This is a genomic window from Archaeoglobus neptunius (assembly GCF_016757965.1).
Classification (GTDB): domain Archaea; phylum Halobacteriota; class Archaeoglobi; order Archaeoglobales; family Archaeoglobaceae; genus Archaeoglobus; species Archaeoglobus neptunius.
Genome location: NZ_JAEKIW010000003.1, coordinates 1 through 16,517 on the forward strand (window position 1 = coordinate 1; position 16,517 = coordinate 16,517).

Below are 16,517 nucleotides of genomic sequence, written 5' to 3' on the forward strand. Positions count from 1 at the left end.
CCTCATCCGGACTTCTGACGTTGAGAACAACTCCACCGACATCGCTCTTGTGAATGATCTTCCTGCCGGCAACCTTCATCACAACGGGAAATCCGATCTTCCTCGCAGCGGCAATTGCCTCATCCTCCGATTGAGCGAAAATGCATCTTGCGGTTTTTATCCCGTATTTTTCCAGGAGTTCTTTGGATTCGTGTTCCAGCAGTAATTTCATATTTCACGAAAACTTTTTCGAGATTTAAAATACTTTTCAATCTCCAAAAGTTCTTATTCATGTGATTAATAGAAGAATACTGGATGAAGGTGAGGGACATTAACAGTATTGTTGAGGCCTTAAGGGAGGGCAGGGTTAACGAGATACTGTACTCAACCACAACTCAGAAAATTCGAGAAGTAATTGTAATGGCGAGGAAAAAAGGTGTGCCTGTTTACAGAGCCCGTATAAAAGAGAAAATCGTCGCAGACATCTCACCCATAAGGTTTGCCAGTTTTGAGAGAATTCTTGAAAGGGGGCTTAATGACGGTTCCTTCATACTTTTTCTCGACAATGTCGAGGATCAGAGGAATATAGGAGCTTGCATAAGAACCGCAGAATTTTTCGGTGCTGCGGGTGTTGTGATTCCCAAGCGAAGAGGTGGAATGATAGAGGAGGGTGCTTTGAGGGCATCAGCAGGAGCGATATTCCACATCCCGATAGCCAGAATTGACAATTTCGCATCAGCTTTGAAAAAGCTCAGAAAATATGGATTCACAGTAATCGCAGCAGATCCCGATGGAGAGGACATACAAATGTGCAACTTCTCCACACCATCCGCAATAGTTGTTGGTGGGGAGGACAGGGGAATTTCCACGTCGGTGAGAAAGCAAAGCGACATCATTGTTAAAATTCCCGGTTCGGGAAAAACCTCAAGTCTGAATTTAAGCGTGGCAGCAGGTATTTTAATTTACGAGCTAAGCCGACAGAAATATTAACATCCTTTGTCATATTCTGACCAATGCTGAAGAAGGTTGCCGGACTAGCATTGCTCATAATTTCGATCTCTTTTCTGTCATACTTCCTTTCATCGCTTGATTTCAGCAAGACGGGTTTTGAGGGGCTGATTGGAGAGGGCAACAGGGGAAGTGCCACAATTGAGCCTGTATCACAGGGTTACATGGTTTTCCAGAGTGCTGATCAGGGCGAGTTTTTGGGTGGTTTTGAAAATTCTTCTGGCGGTGAAGGCGGTTTTGCAGATTTCAGCAACATGAGCAGCCCGCTAAACCCCCCAAATGTACCTATTTTTTTTGTAGAGGGGCTCGACGAAACAACGAATTACCTCAGGCTCTACACATCCTCAAAATACGAAAGCGGCCACTGGATTCCAGATAGCCTCCAGTGCTCCCAGCCCCCAATCCCGGTCTTTTTCAAAAAATATAAGATTACCCCTATTGTGAATTTGTCCAGGTACCTGCCGGTCTCCAAAGACACGAAAGCAGTCATACCTCTTGGCCAGGATAAAATCTTTAACTGTTACGATTCCGACAGGGGCGTTTTCTCAACCACGTCAACAAAAACATCTTACTACGGATTCTCTACGGCATCAAAAATAACTCCGACCTCTTTTTACGGATCGATAGAACCCTTTCCTGATCCAGAAATAAGGAGTCTGGCGGAAAAAATTACCGCAAACGCCACTACAGACTACGAGAAGGTGAAGGCGATAGAGAGGTTTCTTAAAACAAACTACAAAAATCGCTATGCCAATGTTGATGTGAAGGACTTTCTCTTCAAAACCAGAGCAGGAACGGCGAAGCAATTTGCCTCTGCATTTGTTTTGCTATCTCAGTCACTTGGAATACCCTCAAGAATGGTTTTCGGATATCTCGCAGACCCCGTTTCGACAAATCAGACGATTTTTGCATCTGACGCCTATGTGTGGGCCGAGGTAAGATTCAAGGAGGGGTGGATTGAATTTGATCCCACTCCGAAGGGTTCGGGGATAAATACAACCACCGAAATAACGTATGTAGACGCAAAACTGACCGCAGGTGAGAACTTCACCGTAATGGGAAGGGTTACCGATGAAAATGGTGACCCTGTACGGGGGTTTGTTGAGATATATTTCAAGAAAGATAAAAATAGTGGAGAGGGAATTCTCGCAGGAATTGCTGTGGTAAACGGTACGTTCAATGCCAAACTCAGAGCTCCGAAGATAACCGGCAGGTACAACGTTGTCGCTCATTTCACAGGAAGCAAGTACTATCTCGAGTCCTGGAGCGATCCCGAGGTGGAGGTGTACAACAGACCAGAATTCAATCTCTCAATTCCAGACAGGATTCCGAGGGACTTTGTGCTGAAAGGAAGTCTTGAGACAGGTGGAGCATACACGGGGTACATCAGGCTGTGTGTGGATGGGGATTGCAGAGAGGTAAGGGTAACAGGAGGGCACTTCGAAACGAGGCTGAAACTGCCGGAGGGTGAGCACGATATAAAGCTTGTGTTTCCGGGTCAGGGCTATCTTCTGCCTGCAAAGTTTGAGAAAACCGTTGAAGCGGGTGATTTTGAAATACTGGTTGACGAAACCGTTAGAGAGGGCGAGAACATTACAGGAAAGGTTCTTTTCAATGGTAAGCCCATAAACGCAACTCTTATGATTGACGGAGTGAGTGTAGATGCTATAAACGGCAATTTTAGTGTCAAATTACCGTTAAAGCTCGGGAGAAACGAACTCGAATTTAAACTGGCAGATTTCGGTTACTCCGAGCAAAAAACGGTCTACTACAAAAGAGGGGTGCACATCGACGCCCAAAAACAGGGAGAAAAACTTGTTGTTTCCGTGACCGATAGCGATGGAAATCCTGCAGATGGGTTTGTCGAGCTGAATGGTGTGAAAAAAAAGCTTGAAAACGGAGTTGCCGTGTTTGAGATTGCAGATAATTTCAGCGATGGTGTTCTGATCTATTCCGGAAGTGAAAAATATCTGCCTGCTGTTAAAGATCTCTCTTTTCAATTCCCATGGTATATTTTTGTTCCCCCTCTGATTGCTGCCGGTGTGGCGGCTATCTACCTTCTCTACAGAGTGCTCTACAGGGGAGGCGAGATAAAAATATATGTTGAAAAAGAGTACCCGGAACTTCCAAATGTGTGGGACGTTGGTGAAACCATTAAGATCAGGCTTGAGGAGCCCGCTCTGGTATCTGTAAACGGATTTAGTGAATTTTCAGATCGTCTGGAGGTAAAATTCGACAGCTATGGCCTCAGAAAGGTTGTTGCCATTAAGAAGGAAGGCAGGAAAAGAAAAAAAGGTGAAGTTGAAATTAAAATCATGCCATACTCGGACGGCATCGCCGAAATCGTGAAAAAGCTTGAGGACATGGCCAGAAAACGAATCGATAACATAGAAAGCCTGACTGGCAGAGAGGTCATGGAAAAGCTTGGAGTCAGAGCTCCGGTCCTGCTCAACTATTTCGAGGGTGGGAAGTACGGAAATAGAAGTTACTCACGGAAAGAGTTTCTTGAGGCATTTGAAGACTATCTGAGGGTGGTCGGTCATGAGGATTTCTAAGCTGGTAACCGGGCTATCCACCGTCTTTGTGATATATTTTATCCTTCATAATCAGAAATTAATTTTTGGAAGGGAGTATGTGGCTGCCAGTGAATTTCAAACGGTGCTGCTGTTAACGCTGATCGCCGTATATGCAGTCATATCATCCCTGGAAAGGCTGAGCCACTTTAGGTTGATGCTGCTTCCATTTATTCTGATCACTTTACTTGACATCCTTTTTGCCTCGCTGATGTTTTTTGGATATCCTCAGTATTACGTGCTCTACCAGACACTCAGACTTCCACTTGCAGTTTTTGTAGGAGCACTGGCCTTTTCATACATCCCCCTTACAGAGAATCAGCTTTACCAGTCCCTGATTTCGGCATCGTCCCTTGTTGTGGCGGCCATCTTTTCCTACATACTCTTTTCAACCCTGTCCTCTGCTCTCGACATACCATCAGTGGCAATTCCTTCCTTAGTCCTGTTTTTGATTTTTGCAGCTACAGCCTTGGTAAATGCTTTTGAAGGTGAGGTTTTCGAGTGGATTAGAAGTGAGAGATCGTTTCTTATCCTGATTCTGATAATCCTGACCGTCTACTCCATAATAATAAAGCCGTACCTCTCCGACAGACCGGGTATTGCGAACTTTTTCGAATGGGCAGTAGTAGCTTTCACGGTCATAAAGGTAACAAGGGATCTGAGGGGTGGAATTGAGGTTGACGAGAGAGAATTTGTTGCAGCCCACAAACTTCAGGACAGGTTTTTGAAGGACAGACTTTTTTCAGAAATCGAATTTGCTGAAAGAGCATTTATAGAAGGGGGATCAAAAGCCCTTCTTCTCATCACCATAATAAAAGCTCTGGCCAGCGCCGAGGTAGAGTCGCACAGAATCGCCTCGCTAATAGTGCCCCTTGTCAATTACATTGACGAGAAACCTCCAAAACTCGCCTTTCCATGGGAGAAAAAACTGATAGAATCGAGAAACAGAAAAAGAAGGTTATCAATTGTAGAACAGATTAAAAAAGAGCTTGTGAAATTAAAAATTTAGATGTCAAAGTATTTCATGAACTCCCACGGAGTGATGTAGAGACAGTACTGGTTCCACTCGTCTATCTTCAGTTCCATGAACGCATCGAAGATGTGAGAGCCAAGAACTTCCTGCATGAGTTCGTCGCTGGCAAGATGATCTATAGCATCTCTCAATGTTGTGGGCAGCTCACCAACACCGAACTCCCTCTTCTGCGCAGGAGTGAGCTCGTAAACGTCCTCAAGGAGCGGGTCACCCGGATCAATCTTCTTTTTGATACCATCAAGTCCCGCTGCAAGCTGGGCGGTGATAGCCAGATAGGGGTTGCAGCTCGGATCTACACCGCGGTATTCAACTCTGATTGCGGAGGGCTTCTTCACATACATTGGAACCCTTACCAGAGCCGATCTATTTCTGGGACTCCAGCAGATGTATATTGGAGCCTCAAATCCCGGAACAAGTCTCTTATAGCTGTTCACGGTCGGAGCGCAGAGTGCGGTAAGGGCCTTTGCGTGTTCAAGCAGACCTCCTATGTAGTACCTTGCGGTCTGGCTCAGCATGTACTCGTCATCCGGATCAGCAAAAAGGGCATCTCCGCTGAAAGGCTCACCCTTCCAGAGGCTTTGGTGTGTATGCATTCCGCTCGCATTATCCAGATAGAGGGGCTTCGGCATGAATGTTGCATACAGTCCCTGCATTGCAGCAAGGTTCTTGGCAGCGAACTTGTAGAGGTAGAACGCATCTCCTACGTCCACAAGAGTTTTCGGCTTGAAGTCGAGTTCCACCTGTCCGGCAGTAGCAACCTCGTGGTGGTGGTATTCAACATCCACTCCCATCTGCTCGAGATAGTAAACAAGCTCGTTCCTGTATTCCACCGTTGTGTCCTCGGGAGGTGCGCGGAAATAGCCCTCCTTCGGTCTGATCATGTAACCGCTCTCGAGTTCTGTGCTCATGGGCATGATTCTCGGTGGCCCCCAGCTATCCCCGGCCCCGCCATTCGGCGAGACCCACATGTCCCAGTTAAGTCTTGTGAAGTCGACTCCCTCGAACAGGAAAAACTCAATTTCCGGTCCAAATACTGCGGACATCCCCTGATCCTTCAGGCTGTTTTCCAGCCTCTTGGCGACGTATCCCCTTGGATCGCAGTCAGCCTGCTCAGATCCCCATGCCTCATACACATCTCCAAACATTATGGCGGACTTCTGTATTGGGTCGTCCACCCACGGAATGACCTTCAGTGTTGTCGGGTCTGGCATCCAGACCATGTCACTCTTCTCAATCGTTCTGAATCCCCTGACCGACGAGCCGTCGAATCCAATACCGGTCTCAAAAGCGCTACCCTCGACGAACTCCTTTGCCGGAATTGAGAACATCTGCAAATAACCTCTGACGTCTGTAAAGGTGCAAAGGATCTGCCTTACTTCGTTCTCTTTCAATACCGTTTTAGCCTTCTCTATCTCATCCATTTAACCACCTCTCAGCCGAATTTGTCTTTCGGTATATATTTTTTTGCCTAATGCCACATCATTCTGAAGAAACTTTAAAGTTGTCTGAGAGTTTTTGAGTAATCCTCCACATCAAATCGAATACGTTTAAATACAAATATATACAGATTGCACAAATCTTCATGTATCCTGACGGTAAGGCTTAAATATACTTGGGGTGGAAGGGCAAATCCGGAGGCGAAGAAAATGGCGAAGATAAGGATAGTCTCAAAACCGGAGGTCTGCATCGGCTGCCATTTATGCGAGGTATGGTGCACTGTGGCTCATTCAAAATCAAAAGACATTATTAAAGCTTTTCTTTATGAGCAACCGAGAGCACAACCGAGAGTGGTTGTTGAAGAAGAGCTACCCGAAACGTACGCACTTCAGTGCAGACACTGCAATGAGCCTAAATGTGTTGCAGCGTGCATAGCGGGAGCTCTCTACAAGGATGATGATGGGGTTGTGATCCATGATGAGGAAAAATGCGTTGCCTGTTACAGTTGCATTATGGCGTGCCCCTACGGGGCGATAAGAATTAACCTTGAAACGAAAAAACCGCTGAAATGTGACCTCTGCAGGGGTCTTGATCATCCCTACTGCGTGAAGTACTGTCCAAACAACGCTCTGGAAATCGTGGTTGAGGCGGAGGAATTTGTATGAAGTACGATTATGTTATCATCGGAAATTCGGCGGGAGGAATTGGGTGTGTTGAGGCAATCAGAGAGCTTGACATCGATTCGAGCGTTCTTGTAATTTCAGCCGAGAAGTACCACACATATTCAAGGGCGCTGATACCATACTACCTTGATGGAAAGATAGAGTTCGAAAAGATGTACTATCGTCCACCGGACTTCTACGACAGGATGGACGTGGACACAAAACTGGGAGTTAGGGCAACACGGGTGGATGTCGAAAGAAAGAGGGTTCTGCTGGAAAACGGGGAGGAGATTGAATACGGAAAGCTGCTGATTGCAACGGGGGGAAAACCGTTCATACCTCCAATGGACGGATTGGGGGGGCAAAACAACGTCTTCACATTTCTGAAAATGGATGATGTGCTTGGAGTGGAAAGGGGACTGAAGGATGCCAGGAAGGTTGTGGTTCTTGGAGGAGGAATTATTGGTCTGATGGCCTCTGAGGTTCTGGCAAGAAAGGGTCTGGATGTCAAAGTTGTGGAGCTTGCAGACAGGGTTCTGGCCCCAGTTGTTGATGAAACAACATCAAGGATCATTGAAAAGAAGTTTCAGGAAAATGGTGTTGAGATCATCCTCAACAACACAATTTCCAGAGTTGTTGGTGAGGAAAGAGTTGAAAAGGTAATTCTGCGGGATGGAAGGGAAATTGATACCGACATGCTCATCGTCGCAGTGGGAGTTGTGCCGAACACGGAGGTTGTGAAGGATACGCCGATAAAGGTAAACAGAGGGATAGTCGTTAACAGAAAGATGGAAACATCCGTAAAGGACGTCTACGCCTGTGGAGACTGTGCGGAGATATACGACTTTGTATTCGGCTCGAACAGGGTGCTCCCTCTGTGGCCCACCGCATACACCGGAGGCAGAATTGCCGGCTTCAATATGGTCGGCAGGGAGAGGGAGTACAATCTGGCCACCTCGATGAATGCAATGCACTTCTTTGACTACTACATAATCAACGCCGGTCTTAACGTTCCAAACGATAGCGAGGAGTTTGAAGTAATCTACAGGCTCGAAGGAGACAGTTACAGAAAATTCGCCCTGAAAGATGGAAGGATAGCAGGCTTCATAATCGCCGGAAAAATGGAAAGAGCCGGAATTTTCCTCAAACTGATGGAAGAGGGTATAGACGTTTCAGCGTTTAAGGATAAACTGCTCAAGGAGAATTTTGGATTTATCGACATCCCCGAGCCGGTAAGATGGAAACTGCTTGAGGATAAAGTAAAACTCGGTGTGGTGAGAGAGCTATGAGACGAAGCAGAAGAGTTGTGTTACCTGATAAGGATCATCAGGCCTGCGGTCTTTTTGGAGTTATAGACCGCAGCGGTAACAGATTCAGTGGAGAAATGGCAGTAAATGCAATGGTAAGCATGAAAGTCAGGGGGAATGGGCTTGGTGGTGGTTTTGCGGCATACGGTATCTATCCGGACTACAAGGACTACTATGCCATCCACATTATGTTTCAGGACTGGGATATGGAGGCCAAGCACAGAGTGGATGAGTTTCTGGATGCAAATTTTGATGTGGTCTACGCAGAGGAAATACCTGTAAATCCAGAGGCCAATGTAGCCTCTCCACCACTCTTCTGGAGATACTTTGCCTCACCCAAGAAAAAGGGAGATGATAAGAAACTGAGTGACGATGACTATGTGGTCAAGAAGGTTATGGAGATAAACACCAAAATAGAAAACGCCTATGTTATCTCTTCGGGTAAGGATATGGGAGTTTTCAAGGGTGTTGGATTCCCCGAGGATATTGCTGAATATTTCATGCTGGCAGAGGAGTACAAAGGCTACATGTGGACAGCCCACTCTCGTTTCCCCACCAACACTCCGGGATGGTGGGGAGGAGCGCATCCGTTCTGCATACTCGACTGGACTGTAGTCCACAACGGAGAGATTTCATCTTACGGAACGAATAAACGCTACCTCGAGATGTTCGGCTACTACTGCACCCTGCTGACAGACACCGAGGTTATGGCCTATGCTGTCGATTTGCTGATGAGAAAGCAGGGGCTGCCGATTGAGATAGTCTCCAAGATATTCGCTCCTCCAATGTGGGATCACATAGACATAATGGACGAAAAGAAAAAGAGGTTCTACACCACTCTCAGAATGAACTACGGTCCGCTGCTGATAAACGGGCCTTGGACGATAATTGTTGCGAGGCATGGCGAGATGTTCGGCATCACAGACAGAATCAGACTGAGACCGATAACATCCGGTGAGAAGGGGGATATGCTTTTTGTCTCTTCAGAGGAGTCGGCAATCAGGGCAGTTTGCCCCGATTTGGACAGAGTTTACACCCCAATGGGTGGTGAGCCGGTTATCGGCAGATTGAGAAGCAGAGAGAAGGAAATAGCAAAGCAGCTTTCAGAGGTGGAATGATGCTGGAGGGAGAATTCCACACTCACATGCTTCCCGAATTCACGATTGAAAGAAGGCAGGATCGATGCATACGCTGCAGGGTGTGTGAGAGACAGTGCGGATTCAACGTTCACTGGTATGACGAAGAGATGGACATGATGAGAGAGGATGAGATGAAGTGTGTCGGCTGTCAGAGATGTGCAGTGATGTGCCCAACCAATGCCCTAATCATCAGGCCACACCCCGGAAATTACAGGCAGAACGCAAACTGGACAAGGGAAAGGCTGCAGGATTTGAAGAAGCAGGCCGAAACGGGAGGAGTACTGCTGACCGGAAGTGGAAATGACAAGCCGTACAGGATTTACTGGGATCACATCGTACTTAACGCCTCCCAGGTTACCAACCCATCCATTGATCCGCTCAGAGAGCCGATGGAACTGAGAACTTTCCTTGGAAGGAAGCAGGACAGACTTGAATTCAGGTTTGGTGAGGACTTTGAGGATGTCGAGATCACCACGGAACTCTACCCGAACGTTCAGATTGAGACGCCAATTGTCTTCTCAGCCATGTCGTACGGAGCCATAAGCTATCAGGCCTTTAAGAGCCTTGCAATTGCCGCCAGTGAGTTTGGAACGCTTTTCAACACCGGTGAGGGTGGACTGCCCAAAGAACTCAGGAAATACGGAAAAAATGCCATCGTGCAATGTGCAAGTGGTAGATTTGGTGTAGATCCCGAATACCTCAACGTGGCTGCGGTTGTTGAAATAAAGATCGGACAGGGAGCAAAGCCCGGAATTGGAGGGCACTTGCCGGGTGAGAAGGTTACGATGCCCATCTCGGTAACGAGAATGATTCCGGAAGGGACAGATGCCCTCTCACCTGCTCCACAGCATGATATTTACTCGATAGAGGACCTGAGCATGCTCATCTACGCCCTGAAGGAGGCTACTGACTATGAAAAGCCGGTAAGTGTAAAAATAGCAGCGGTGCACAATGTGGCTGCAATTGCCAGTGGAATGGTTAGAGCCGGAGCGGACATCATAGCCATAGATGGCTTGAGAGGTGGAACGGGGGCAGCACCCAAGATGATCAGAGATAATGTCGGAATTCCAATTGAACTCGCACTGGCTGCGGTAGATCAGAGACTGAGAGATGAGGGAATCAGAAACAAGGCCTCCATTCTAGTTGCTGGCGGATTTAGATGCAGTGCAGATGTCGTCAAGGCAATCGCTCTTGGGGCGGATGCGGTTTACATTGGAACTCCGGCACTGGTGGCGATGGGCTGTACTCTCTGTCAGAAATGCCACACCGGGATATGCAACTGGGGAATCTGCACTCAGGATCCTTACCTTTCCAAGAGGTTAAATCCGGAGATAACTGCAAAAAGGCTTGTCAACCTTCTCAGGGCCTGGAGCCATGAGATAAAGGAAATGCTCGGTGGAATGGGTATAAACGCAATTGAGAGTTTGAGAGGTAACAGGGAGCAGCTTCGTGGTGTTGGTCTGGAAGACTGGGAGCTTGAGGTACTGGGTATAAAGGGGGCTGGAGAATGAAGTACTCGATAGGTGGTTTTTGTGATCTTTTCCTCGACTTCTGCAAGGGGGTCGAGGAGCTGAAGGACAGGATCAAGCTTGAGGGAGACAGAGCGGTTATAGATGCAATGGGTCTTACCCATAAGGAACTCAACGACCTGATGAGGTACGTGGTGTTTGAGCGCTCCGTGAGAAAAATCAAGCTGATCAACGTGGTCGGGCAGAGATACATCGGAACAAGGCTGTGGACGCCAGATATGAAAAGGGTGGAGATAGAGGTACATGGCTATCCGGGCAATGATCTCGGAGCTTTTCTTGGCGGACATAAAATAGTGGTGTACGGCAACGCTCAGGATGGGGTTGGAAACACAATGGATGATGGAGAAATCATCGTTCACGGCAGAGCCGGGGACGTTGTGGCAATGTCGATGAGGGGTGGAAGAATAATGATCAGAGACGATGTTGGCTACAGAACTGCGATCCACATGAAGGAGTACAGGGAGAAGGTACCTGTTCTAATCGTGGGAGGAACGGCACAGGACTTCTTTGGAGAGTACATGGCTGGAGGAAGAGTTGTACTTCTCGGTCTGAATCTCGGAGATAAACCCCACAGAGCAAGATACATCGGAACCGGAATGCATGGGGGAATAATATACATCCGCGGAAGGGTTGAAAAATGGCAGATGGGAAAAGAGGTCGGAGTTGTGGACATGGATGAGGAGGACTGGAAGCTCCTTGACAGACATGTGGGTGATTTCAGCAGGGAATTTGGCTTTGACAAAGACGAAATACTTGGTGGAAAGTTCTTAAAGCTGAAGCCGGTCACAAAAAGACCGTACGGCAGGATTTACGCCTACTGATTCTTTATTTTTGTTTATAAAAACAGATATAAACCCATTCAATAGAATGTAGATGGTGCTGGATCAGCTTGCAGCAGAAATCGCTGAGAAGGCCAGAAGCAAGGAGGACGTATCAAGAATAAAGAGGAAATTCGCAAAGAGACTTGGCCTTTCCACAATTCCATCGGATGCAGAAATTCTGAGGGCTGCCAGAGGAAAGGAATACTACAAAAGGCTGAGAGATATATTGAGAGTAAAGCCGGTCAGAACGATAAGCGGGGTTGCAGTTGTGGCCGTTATGACCTCTCCAGCATCCTGCCCACATGGCAGATGCTTGCCCTGTCCGGGAGGAGTTGAGAGAAACACCCCTCAAAGCTACGTCGGCCTTGAACCGGCTGCGATGCGTGGAAAGCAGCATGACTACGACCCCTTCAGGCAGGTTACGGCGAGGCTGACAGAACTTGAGGCAATCGGTCATGACGTCAGCAAGGTTGAGATCATAGTGATGGGAGGCACATTTCCGGCGAGAGATGCGGAGTACAAGGAGAAATTCATGCTTGGGATATTCAATGCTCTCAATGTATTCAACAGCCGGGCAAGGCCAGAGAAAGATATCGAAAAAGCTGAGAGAAAGAATGAAAGGGCTAAAGCACGATGTGTGGGGATAACATTTGAAACCCGCCCGGATTTTGCGAGAAAGCAGCATGTGGAAGAAATGCTGAGGTACGGCGGAACCAAAGTTGAGCTGGGTGTCCAGAGTATATACGACGATGTTCTTGAGAGGATAAGAAGGGGGCACGGGGTTAGAGAGACTGTCGAGGCAACGAGATTGCTGAAGGATTCAGCTTTCAAGGTCGGGTATCACATCATGCCGGGATTGCCCGGTTCAGATTTCAAAAGGGATCTGAAAATGTTCAGAGAAATATTTGAAAACGAGAATTTCAAGCCGGACTACCTCAAAATCTATCCCACACTCGTAATTGAGGGGACTGATCTTTACGAAATGTGGGCAAGAGGAGAATACAGACCATACACAACGGAAGAAGTTGTTGAGCTTATAGCTCTGGCCAAAAAGCGTTTTCCTGAGTGGGTCAGAGTCCAGAGGATCCAGAGAGACATACCCGTAAGGGCTGCAATAGGGCTTGACAAGGGCAATGTCAGACAGCTTGTCCATCAGAAGTTGAAAGAGCTTGGATGGGAGTGCAGATGCATAAGATGCAGGGAGGCTGGTCACAGGGGTGTCAGGCCCGAGGAGTACTCCAAAGCAGAACTCGTGGTGAGAAGGTACAGAGCGTCAGGAGGAGTGGAACATTTCATTTCATATGAAATTCCGGATTACGATGCGCTGGTTGGTTTTCTAAGGCTCCGATTCCCTTCAGAACCTTTTATAGAAGTTTTGAAAGATGCTGCGCTCGTGAGAGAGCTTCACGTGTACGGCAGAGCAATTCCCATCGGCGAGATCGGAGAGGGATTTCAGCACAGGGGCTTCGGGGAGAAACTGCTGAGGGAGGCAGAGGAAATTGCAAAGGAGAGATACGACAGAATAGCGGTTATAAGCGGTGTGGGTGTCAGGGAATACTACAGAAAGCTTGGATACAGGCTGAAAGGCAGATACATGGTCAAAAGAATCACTTGAGAAGAGTTATTTTCGCCTTCGGCTCTCTTCTTCCGGTAGCAAAGTCCTTGGCTGCTACGATTACAGGACAGTACGATGGACACGATTTCGAAACGTGAACTCTGCAGAAAAGCTTTCTGGAGCAGTCAACAACCCTGTAATTGAGGTCTTTGGCGTTTATAATGACAAGTGCCCTTGTTCTTCTATGAGAAATGGCAAGCTTTAGCTCATCCCTTTCAAGAGCGGTTGTTACCATTGCAGATTCTTTCTTTGACAAAATAAAGGCTTTTTTCACAAAATAAGGATTTTAATAATGTAAGAACCTCTGTTGAATTACATTTTCGTAATTACACGACCAACCACAAGAGTTATAATGTATGTAATTACAATAATCGTAATCATAATGTCTCCTTAAAAGGAGGTGGTGTCGTGATCGATGTCGAAGCGCTGTTTGAGAGAAGGCCGGATGGGGAAGGCCAGAAGATACTGAAGGTTATTTCCCGCAGTGGTATGAGTAACATCCTTTTCAGCCTTGATAAGGCACCCCTCCGGTTTTCTCAGCTTATGTTTGAGACAAAGCTGAATCCGGGGATTTTGGACAGGCATCTCAAGGCCCTAATGCAGTTGAATATTGTGGACAAGAACTCTGATTCATATGAGCTGACCGAAAGCGGGAAGAGGCTTGTTAGGGTTCTTGAGCAACTGTTTTCTATCGTGTAGTTATGGAATGATAAATTATTATATTCTTTTTTAAAATTTTAAAGGTTTCTGCTTTTTGTATATACCGATACATTTAAGTGTCCTGCCGATTACAAGGGTTATGTCCAGCCAGTTTGGCAAAGAAGAGCTTGTTCATCTCCATTTGCTGCTTTTCCACATTAAGAAAACTTTTGAAAGCTATGGTATCGACAACGAATATTTCAAAGAGTATGAGAGTCTGCAGATCTCTCCCGTGCAGATCTTCAGACAGAAAAACGAGCATCAGGAGGCGATTTTTAAACTCTGCATGGGAATAATGAAGGCCATGGGAAAGGAAAAGGAGGCCGAAGAGCTCTGCAAAAGCCTGAAGAAACTGGCAATGGTGAGAGCTGTGTACTAGGGGAAATACCGGAATTCTACCGGTTCGTCGTATCTTTTCCAGTCGGTTTTCCTTTTTTCACCTTTTATAACTTTTTCAGCAATCCTCATAGCGCCAATCCTGTTCAGGGGCTGGTTGTTGTTTCCGCACTGATAGCTGTAGGTGCATCTCGGACATCCATCGGCTCTTCCGCACTCGCAGTTCTTGAGGATGCTGTACGAAATCTCAAATGCCCTTCTCAGTCTTTTGAAGAGGAGTTTTGACAGGCCGCTCCCTCCCGCAGTTGCATCGTAGATGAAGATATCCCCCTCCGGTACTGAAATTCCACCCATTTCCCTGCTTCCACCGCCCGTTATGGCATCCGTAGTTTCAATCAACACATGCTCGAGAGCGTGGAAACTTCCAGCGTAGTAGTCCTCGAAGTCGTCTGGTTGCGGGAACGGAGCGGAGAAGAGAAATCCTTTGGTTCTGAAAGTATAGCTTATAGGTTCTTTGAGGTAATTAATGCTCTTCCTCTCCTTTTCGAAAACGTTCCTCTCAACATAGCCGTGAACTATCATTGTGATTTCAAGATCGCAGTATACGGCGTTAACGGGTTCGTCGATTTCAGCCTCGACACCAACAATCCGGGGTATGGTTGTGTAGAGCGGATCGGTGATTTCGTTTTTCTCATCTATTCTTGCAAGTTCAGCCCTTAGCATGTCCAGATCCAGTTCGACTGATCGGTACGTTGTTCCGTTGTGTATTACTATGCTTCCCGGAAACAATTCTTTTACGGCTACCGGCAGAGACCTCTCACCCACAAACTCTCCGTGGTGATACATTTTCACTGACTTTCCCATTCCCCTCATGCTGAAACCCCTGGAAAATTCAACACCGTAAGCTGTAGGGAAGTAAAATCCGCCCTTTTTAACAACAAGTTTGCGATCCTCGAGCTCTCTGAGGACTGTTCGCCCCTCCTTTTCGATCTCTTCAACCTTCAGTGGTTTCTCAATGCACATCGAGAGAAGCTGGTACTTCATTATCTCTTCGTTGTACTTCTCAACGTAGCCGAGAGCCTCCTCTTTAAAGTACTCGTCGGGATTTGCCCTGTAGTATGTGCTTATCGAGTCCTCCTCTCTCAGGATTATAATCCCAATACTTTCCTGTCCCTTTCTCCCCGCCCTTCCGATTCTCTGCTGCATCTGGCTGTACGGCACAAGTTCGGAGATGACAACATCAACATCACCAATATCTATCCCTAGCTCAAGGGTTGGTGTAGAAACGACAACGTTGATTTCACCATTTCTGAATTTTTCCTCCACCTGCTCCCTTACTTTTTTCGGCAATCCGCTTTTGTGTATCGCTGACCTGATTCCTGACCTTCTCAAAATGAGGTTGATTGTCTCCACGCTTTTGTAGCTGTTTCCAAAAACAAGTATCTTCCTACCCTTTAGAGCGGAAACGATTTCCTTAATCGATGAGTAAAGGCTGGGAGTGTAGCGGGCAACGAGATGCAAAACACCTTTTCTGTGGTGTCCGCTAACATGGACAAATTCCCTGTCAAACAGCTCTTCAGCAAACTCCCTTGCATTGGACAGGGTTGCTGACGCACAGGCAATTTGAAATCTGCCGAACCTCGAAAGCCTCCTGATCAGGTAGTGCATGTTGCTTCCCAGTATACCGGTGTAGGTGTGCAGCTCATCAATTGCAATGAAGGTAACGTCCCGGCAAAAATGACGGAATGCCGGAGTGTTGCGCAGGTGGTAGTCAACCATGTCAGGGTTTGTAAGCAAAATGTCTGCCTTCCCGCTTAGAACCATTCTCCTCTCATCTGTATCTGAATCTCCATCAAATCTCACAGCCTTTAACCCGAGAGATGAGGCGTACTGCTTTATTTTAGCCTCCTGATCTCTTGCCAGAGCTTTAGTCGGATAGAACACAAGAGCCCTGCCATCTTCCGAAACTTTTTCAAGGAGCGGGATAATGAAGGCCTCGGTCTTGCCGAATCCGGTGGGTGCCGTCACAACCACGTTTTTTCCATTCAAAAGCAGTTCCATTGCTTTTTTCTGAAAGGGATACAGCCTTTTTATTCCTCTCTCCTTCAGGACCATTCTAAGTTTTTCTGGGAGAAAACCAAGTTCTTCCGTTGGTTCTTCGTTGAACGGCTTGAAAACTCTGTATATAACGATCTCATCCTCTGTGTTGAAAATCGGAAGGAGATGATCCCTGAAACCGGCTTCGTTCAGCAGCTTCAGATTTCTCTCTCTGATGCTCTCTTTTCTGCAACTGCACCTCGTTTTCAGCATCCCGCATTCCGGACAGAACAACTCCTCTACCACCTGTTTCTCTGAAACAGGAAGAAATAAATTGATTAT

General features: G+C 46.9%; 15 protein-coding genes. 11 read left to right on the forward strand and 4 right to left on the reverse strand.

What is annotated here, in order from left to right; all coding sequences use genetic code 11:
* The coding region (locus JFQ59_RS02265) for an acetate--CoA ligase family protein (protein WP_202318798.1) at nucleotides 1-211 on the reverse strand (211 nt) is incomplete at its 3' end.
* Nucleotides 212-294: 83 nt separating this feature from the next.
* Between JFQ59_RS02265 and rlmB the strand changes: the two genes are divergently transcribed.
* The 3 genes from rlmB to JFQ59_RS02280 are packed head-to-tail and all read left to right on the forward strand — an operon-like array spanning nucleotide 295 to nucleotide 4,569.
* Nucleotides 295-969 carry a 23S rRNA (guanosine(2251)-2'-O)-methyltransferase RlmB gene (gene rlmB, locus JFQ59_RS02270; RefSeq protein WP_202318799.1) on the forward strand — a complete coding sequence of 225 codons (675 nt, stop codon included), beginning with the start codon at nucleotides 295-297 and terminating at the stop codon, nucleotides 967-969.
* A gap of 23 nt (nucleotides 970-992) precedes the next feature.
* The gene (locus JFQ59_RS02275; protein ID WP_202318800.1) at nucleotides 993-3,542 is read left to right on the forward strand and encodes a transglutaminase-like domain-containing protein; all 2,550 of its coding nucleotides are present in this window, start codon (nucleotides 993-995) and stop codon (nucleotides 3,540-3,542) included.
* Entirely contained in the window at nucleotides 3,529-4,569 is a 1,041-nt protein-coding gene (locus JFQ59_RS02280) for a hypothetical protein (protein WP_202318801.1), read from the forward strand. The genes JFQ59_RS02275 and JFQ59_RS02280 overlap by 14 nt, the downstream gene beginning before the upstream one ends.
* Here the strand turns inward: JFQ59_RS02280 and glnA are convergent.
* Entirely contained in the window at nucleotides 4,566-6,014 is a 1,449-nt protein-coding gene (gene glnA, locus JFQ59_RS02285) for a type I glutamate--ammonia ligase (protein ID WP_202318802.1), read from the reverse strand. The two genes, JFQ59_RS02280 and glnA, sit on opposite strands and share 4 nt — an antisense overlap.
* A gap of 225 nt (nucleotides 6,015-6,239) precedes the next feature.
* Here glnA and JFQ59_RS02290 point away from each other — a divergent pair, with 225 nt between their 5' ends.
* From JFQ59_RS02290 to JFQ59_RS02315, 6 genes are read left to right on the forward strand one after another with little or no spacing between them, the layout of a single operon-like run.
* Entirely contained in the window at nucleotides 6,240-6,695 is a 456-nt protein-coding gene (locus tag JFQ59_RS02290) for a 4Fe-4S dicluster domain-containing protein (protein ID WP_202318803.1), read from the forward strand.
* On the forward strand, nucleotides 6,692-7,981 hold the full coding sequence (locus JFQ59_RS02295; protein ID WP_202318804.1) for an NAD(P)/FAD-dependent oxidoreductase: 1,290 nt from the start codon (nucleotides 6,692-6,694) through the stop codon (nucleotides 7,979-7,981). Before JFQ59_RS02290 ends, JFQ59_RS02295 begins: the two co-directional genes overlap by 4 nt.
* Nucleotides 7,978-9,117 carry a class II glutamine amidotransferase gene (locus JFQ59_RS02300; RefSeq protein WP_202318805.1) on the forward strand — a complete coding sequence of 380 codons (1,140 nt, stop codon included), beginning with the start codon at nucleotides 7,978-7,980 and terminating at the stop codon, nucleotides 9,115-9,117. The genes JFQ59_RS02295 and JFQ59_RS02300 overlap by 4 nt, the downstream gene beginning before the upstream one ends.
* Nucleotides 9,114-10,649, forward strand: a complete 1,536-nt coding sequence (locus tag JFQ59_RS02305; RefSeq protein ID WP_202318806.1) for a glutamate synthase-related protein — start codon at nucleotides 9,114-9,116, stop codon at nucleotides 10,647-10,649. Before JFQ59_RS02300 ends, JFQ59_RS02305 begins: the two co-directional genes overlap by 4 nt.
* Nucleotides 10,646-11,488, forward strand: coding sequence for a GltB/FmdC/FwdC-like GXGXG domain-containing protein (locus tag JFQ59_RS02310; RefSeq protein WP_202318807.1), 843 nt, complete (start codon nucleotides 10,646-10,648; stop codon nucleotides 11,486-11,488). The genes JFQ59_RS02305 and JFQ59_RS02310 overlap by 4 nt, the downstream gene beginning before the upstream one ends.
* Before the next feature lie 52 nt (nucleotides 11,489-11,540).
* Entirely contained in the window at nucleotides 11,541-13,103 is a 1,563-nt protein-coding gene (locus tag JFQ59_RS02315; RefSeq protein WP_202318808.1) for a tRNA uridine(34) 5-carboxymethylaminomethyl modification radical SAM/GNAT enzyme Elp3, read from the forward strand.
* Here the strand turns inward: JFQ59_RS02315 and JFQ59_RS02320 are convergent.
* Nucleotides 13,096-13,359, reverse strand: coding sequence for a hypothetical protein (locus tag JFQ59_RS02320; protein WP_202318809.1), 264 nt, complete (start codon nucleotides 13,357-13,359; stop codon nucleotides 13,096-13,098). The two genes, JFQ59_RS02315 and JFQ59_RS02320, sit on opposite strands and share 8 nt — an antisense overlap.
* A gap of 152 nt (nucleotides 13,360-13,511) precedes the next feature.
* Between JFQ59_RS02320 and JFQ59_RS02325 the strand changes: the two genes are divergently transcribed.
* On the forward strand, nucleotides 13,512-13,802 hold the full coding sequence (locus JFQ59_RS02325) for a helix-turn-helix domain-containing protein (protein ID WP_202318810.1): 291 nt from the start codon (nucleotides 13,512-13,514) through the stop codon (nucleotides 13,800-13,802).
* A gap of 100 nt (nucleotides 13,803-13,902) precedes the next feature.
* Nucleotides 13,903-14,181: a UPF0058 family protein gene (locus tag JFQ59_RS02330; RefSeq protein WP_202318811.1), complete on the forward strand. Its 279-nt coding sequence runs from the start codon at nucleotides 13,903-13,905 to the stop codon at nucleotides 14,179-14,181.
* Here JFQ59_RS02330 and JFQ59_RS02335 read toward each other — a convergent pair.
* Complete coding sequence (locus tag JFQ59_RS02335) at nucleotides 14,178-16,481, reverse strand: DEAD/DEAH box helicase (protein ID WP_330999824.1); 2,304 nt, start codon at nucleotides 16,479-16,481, stop codon at nucleotides 14,178-14,180. The genes JFQ59_RS02330 and JFQ59_RS02335 overlap by 4 nt on opposite strands.
* Between the last annotated feature and the right edge of the window lie 36 nt (nucleotides 16,482-16,517).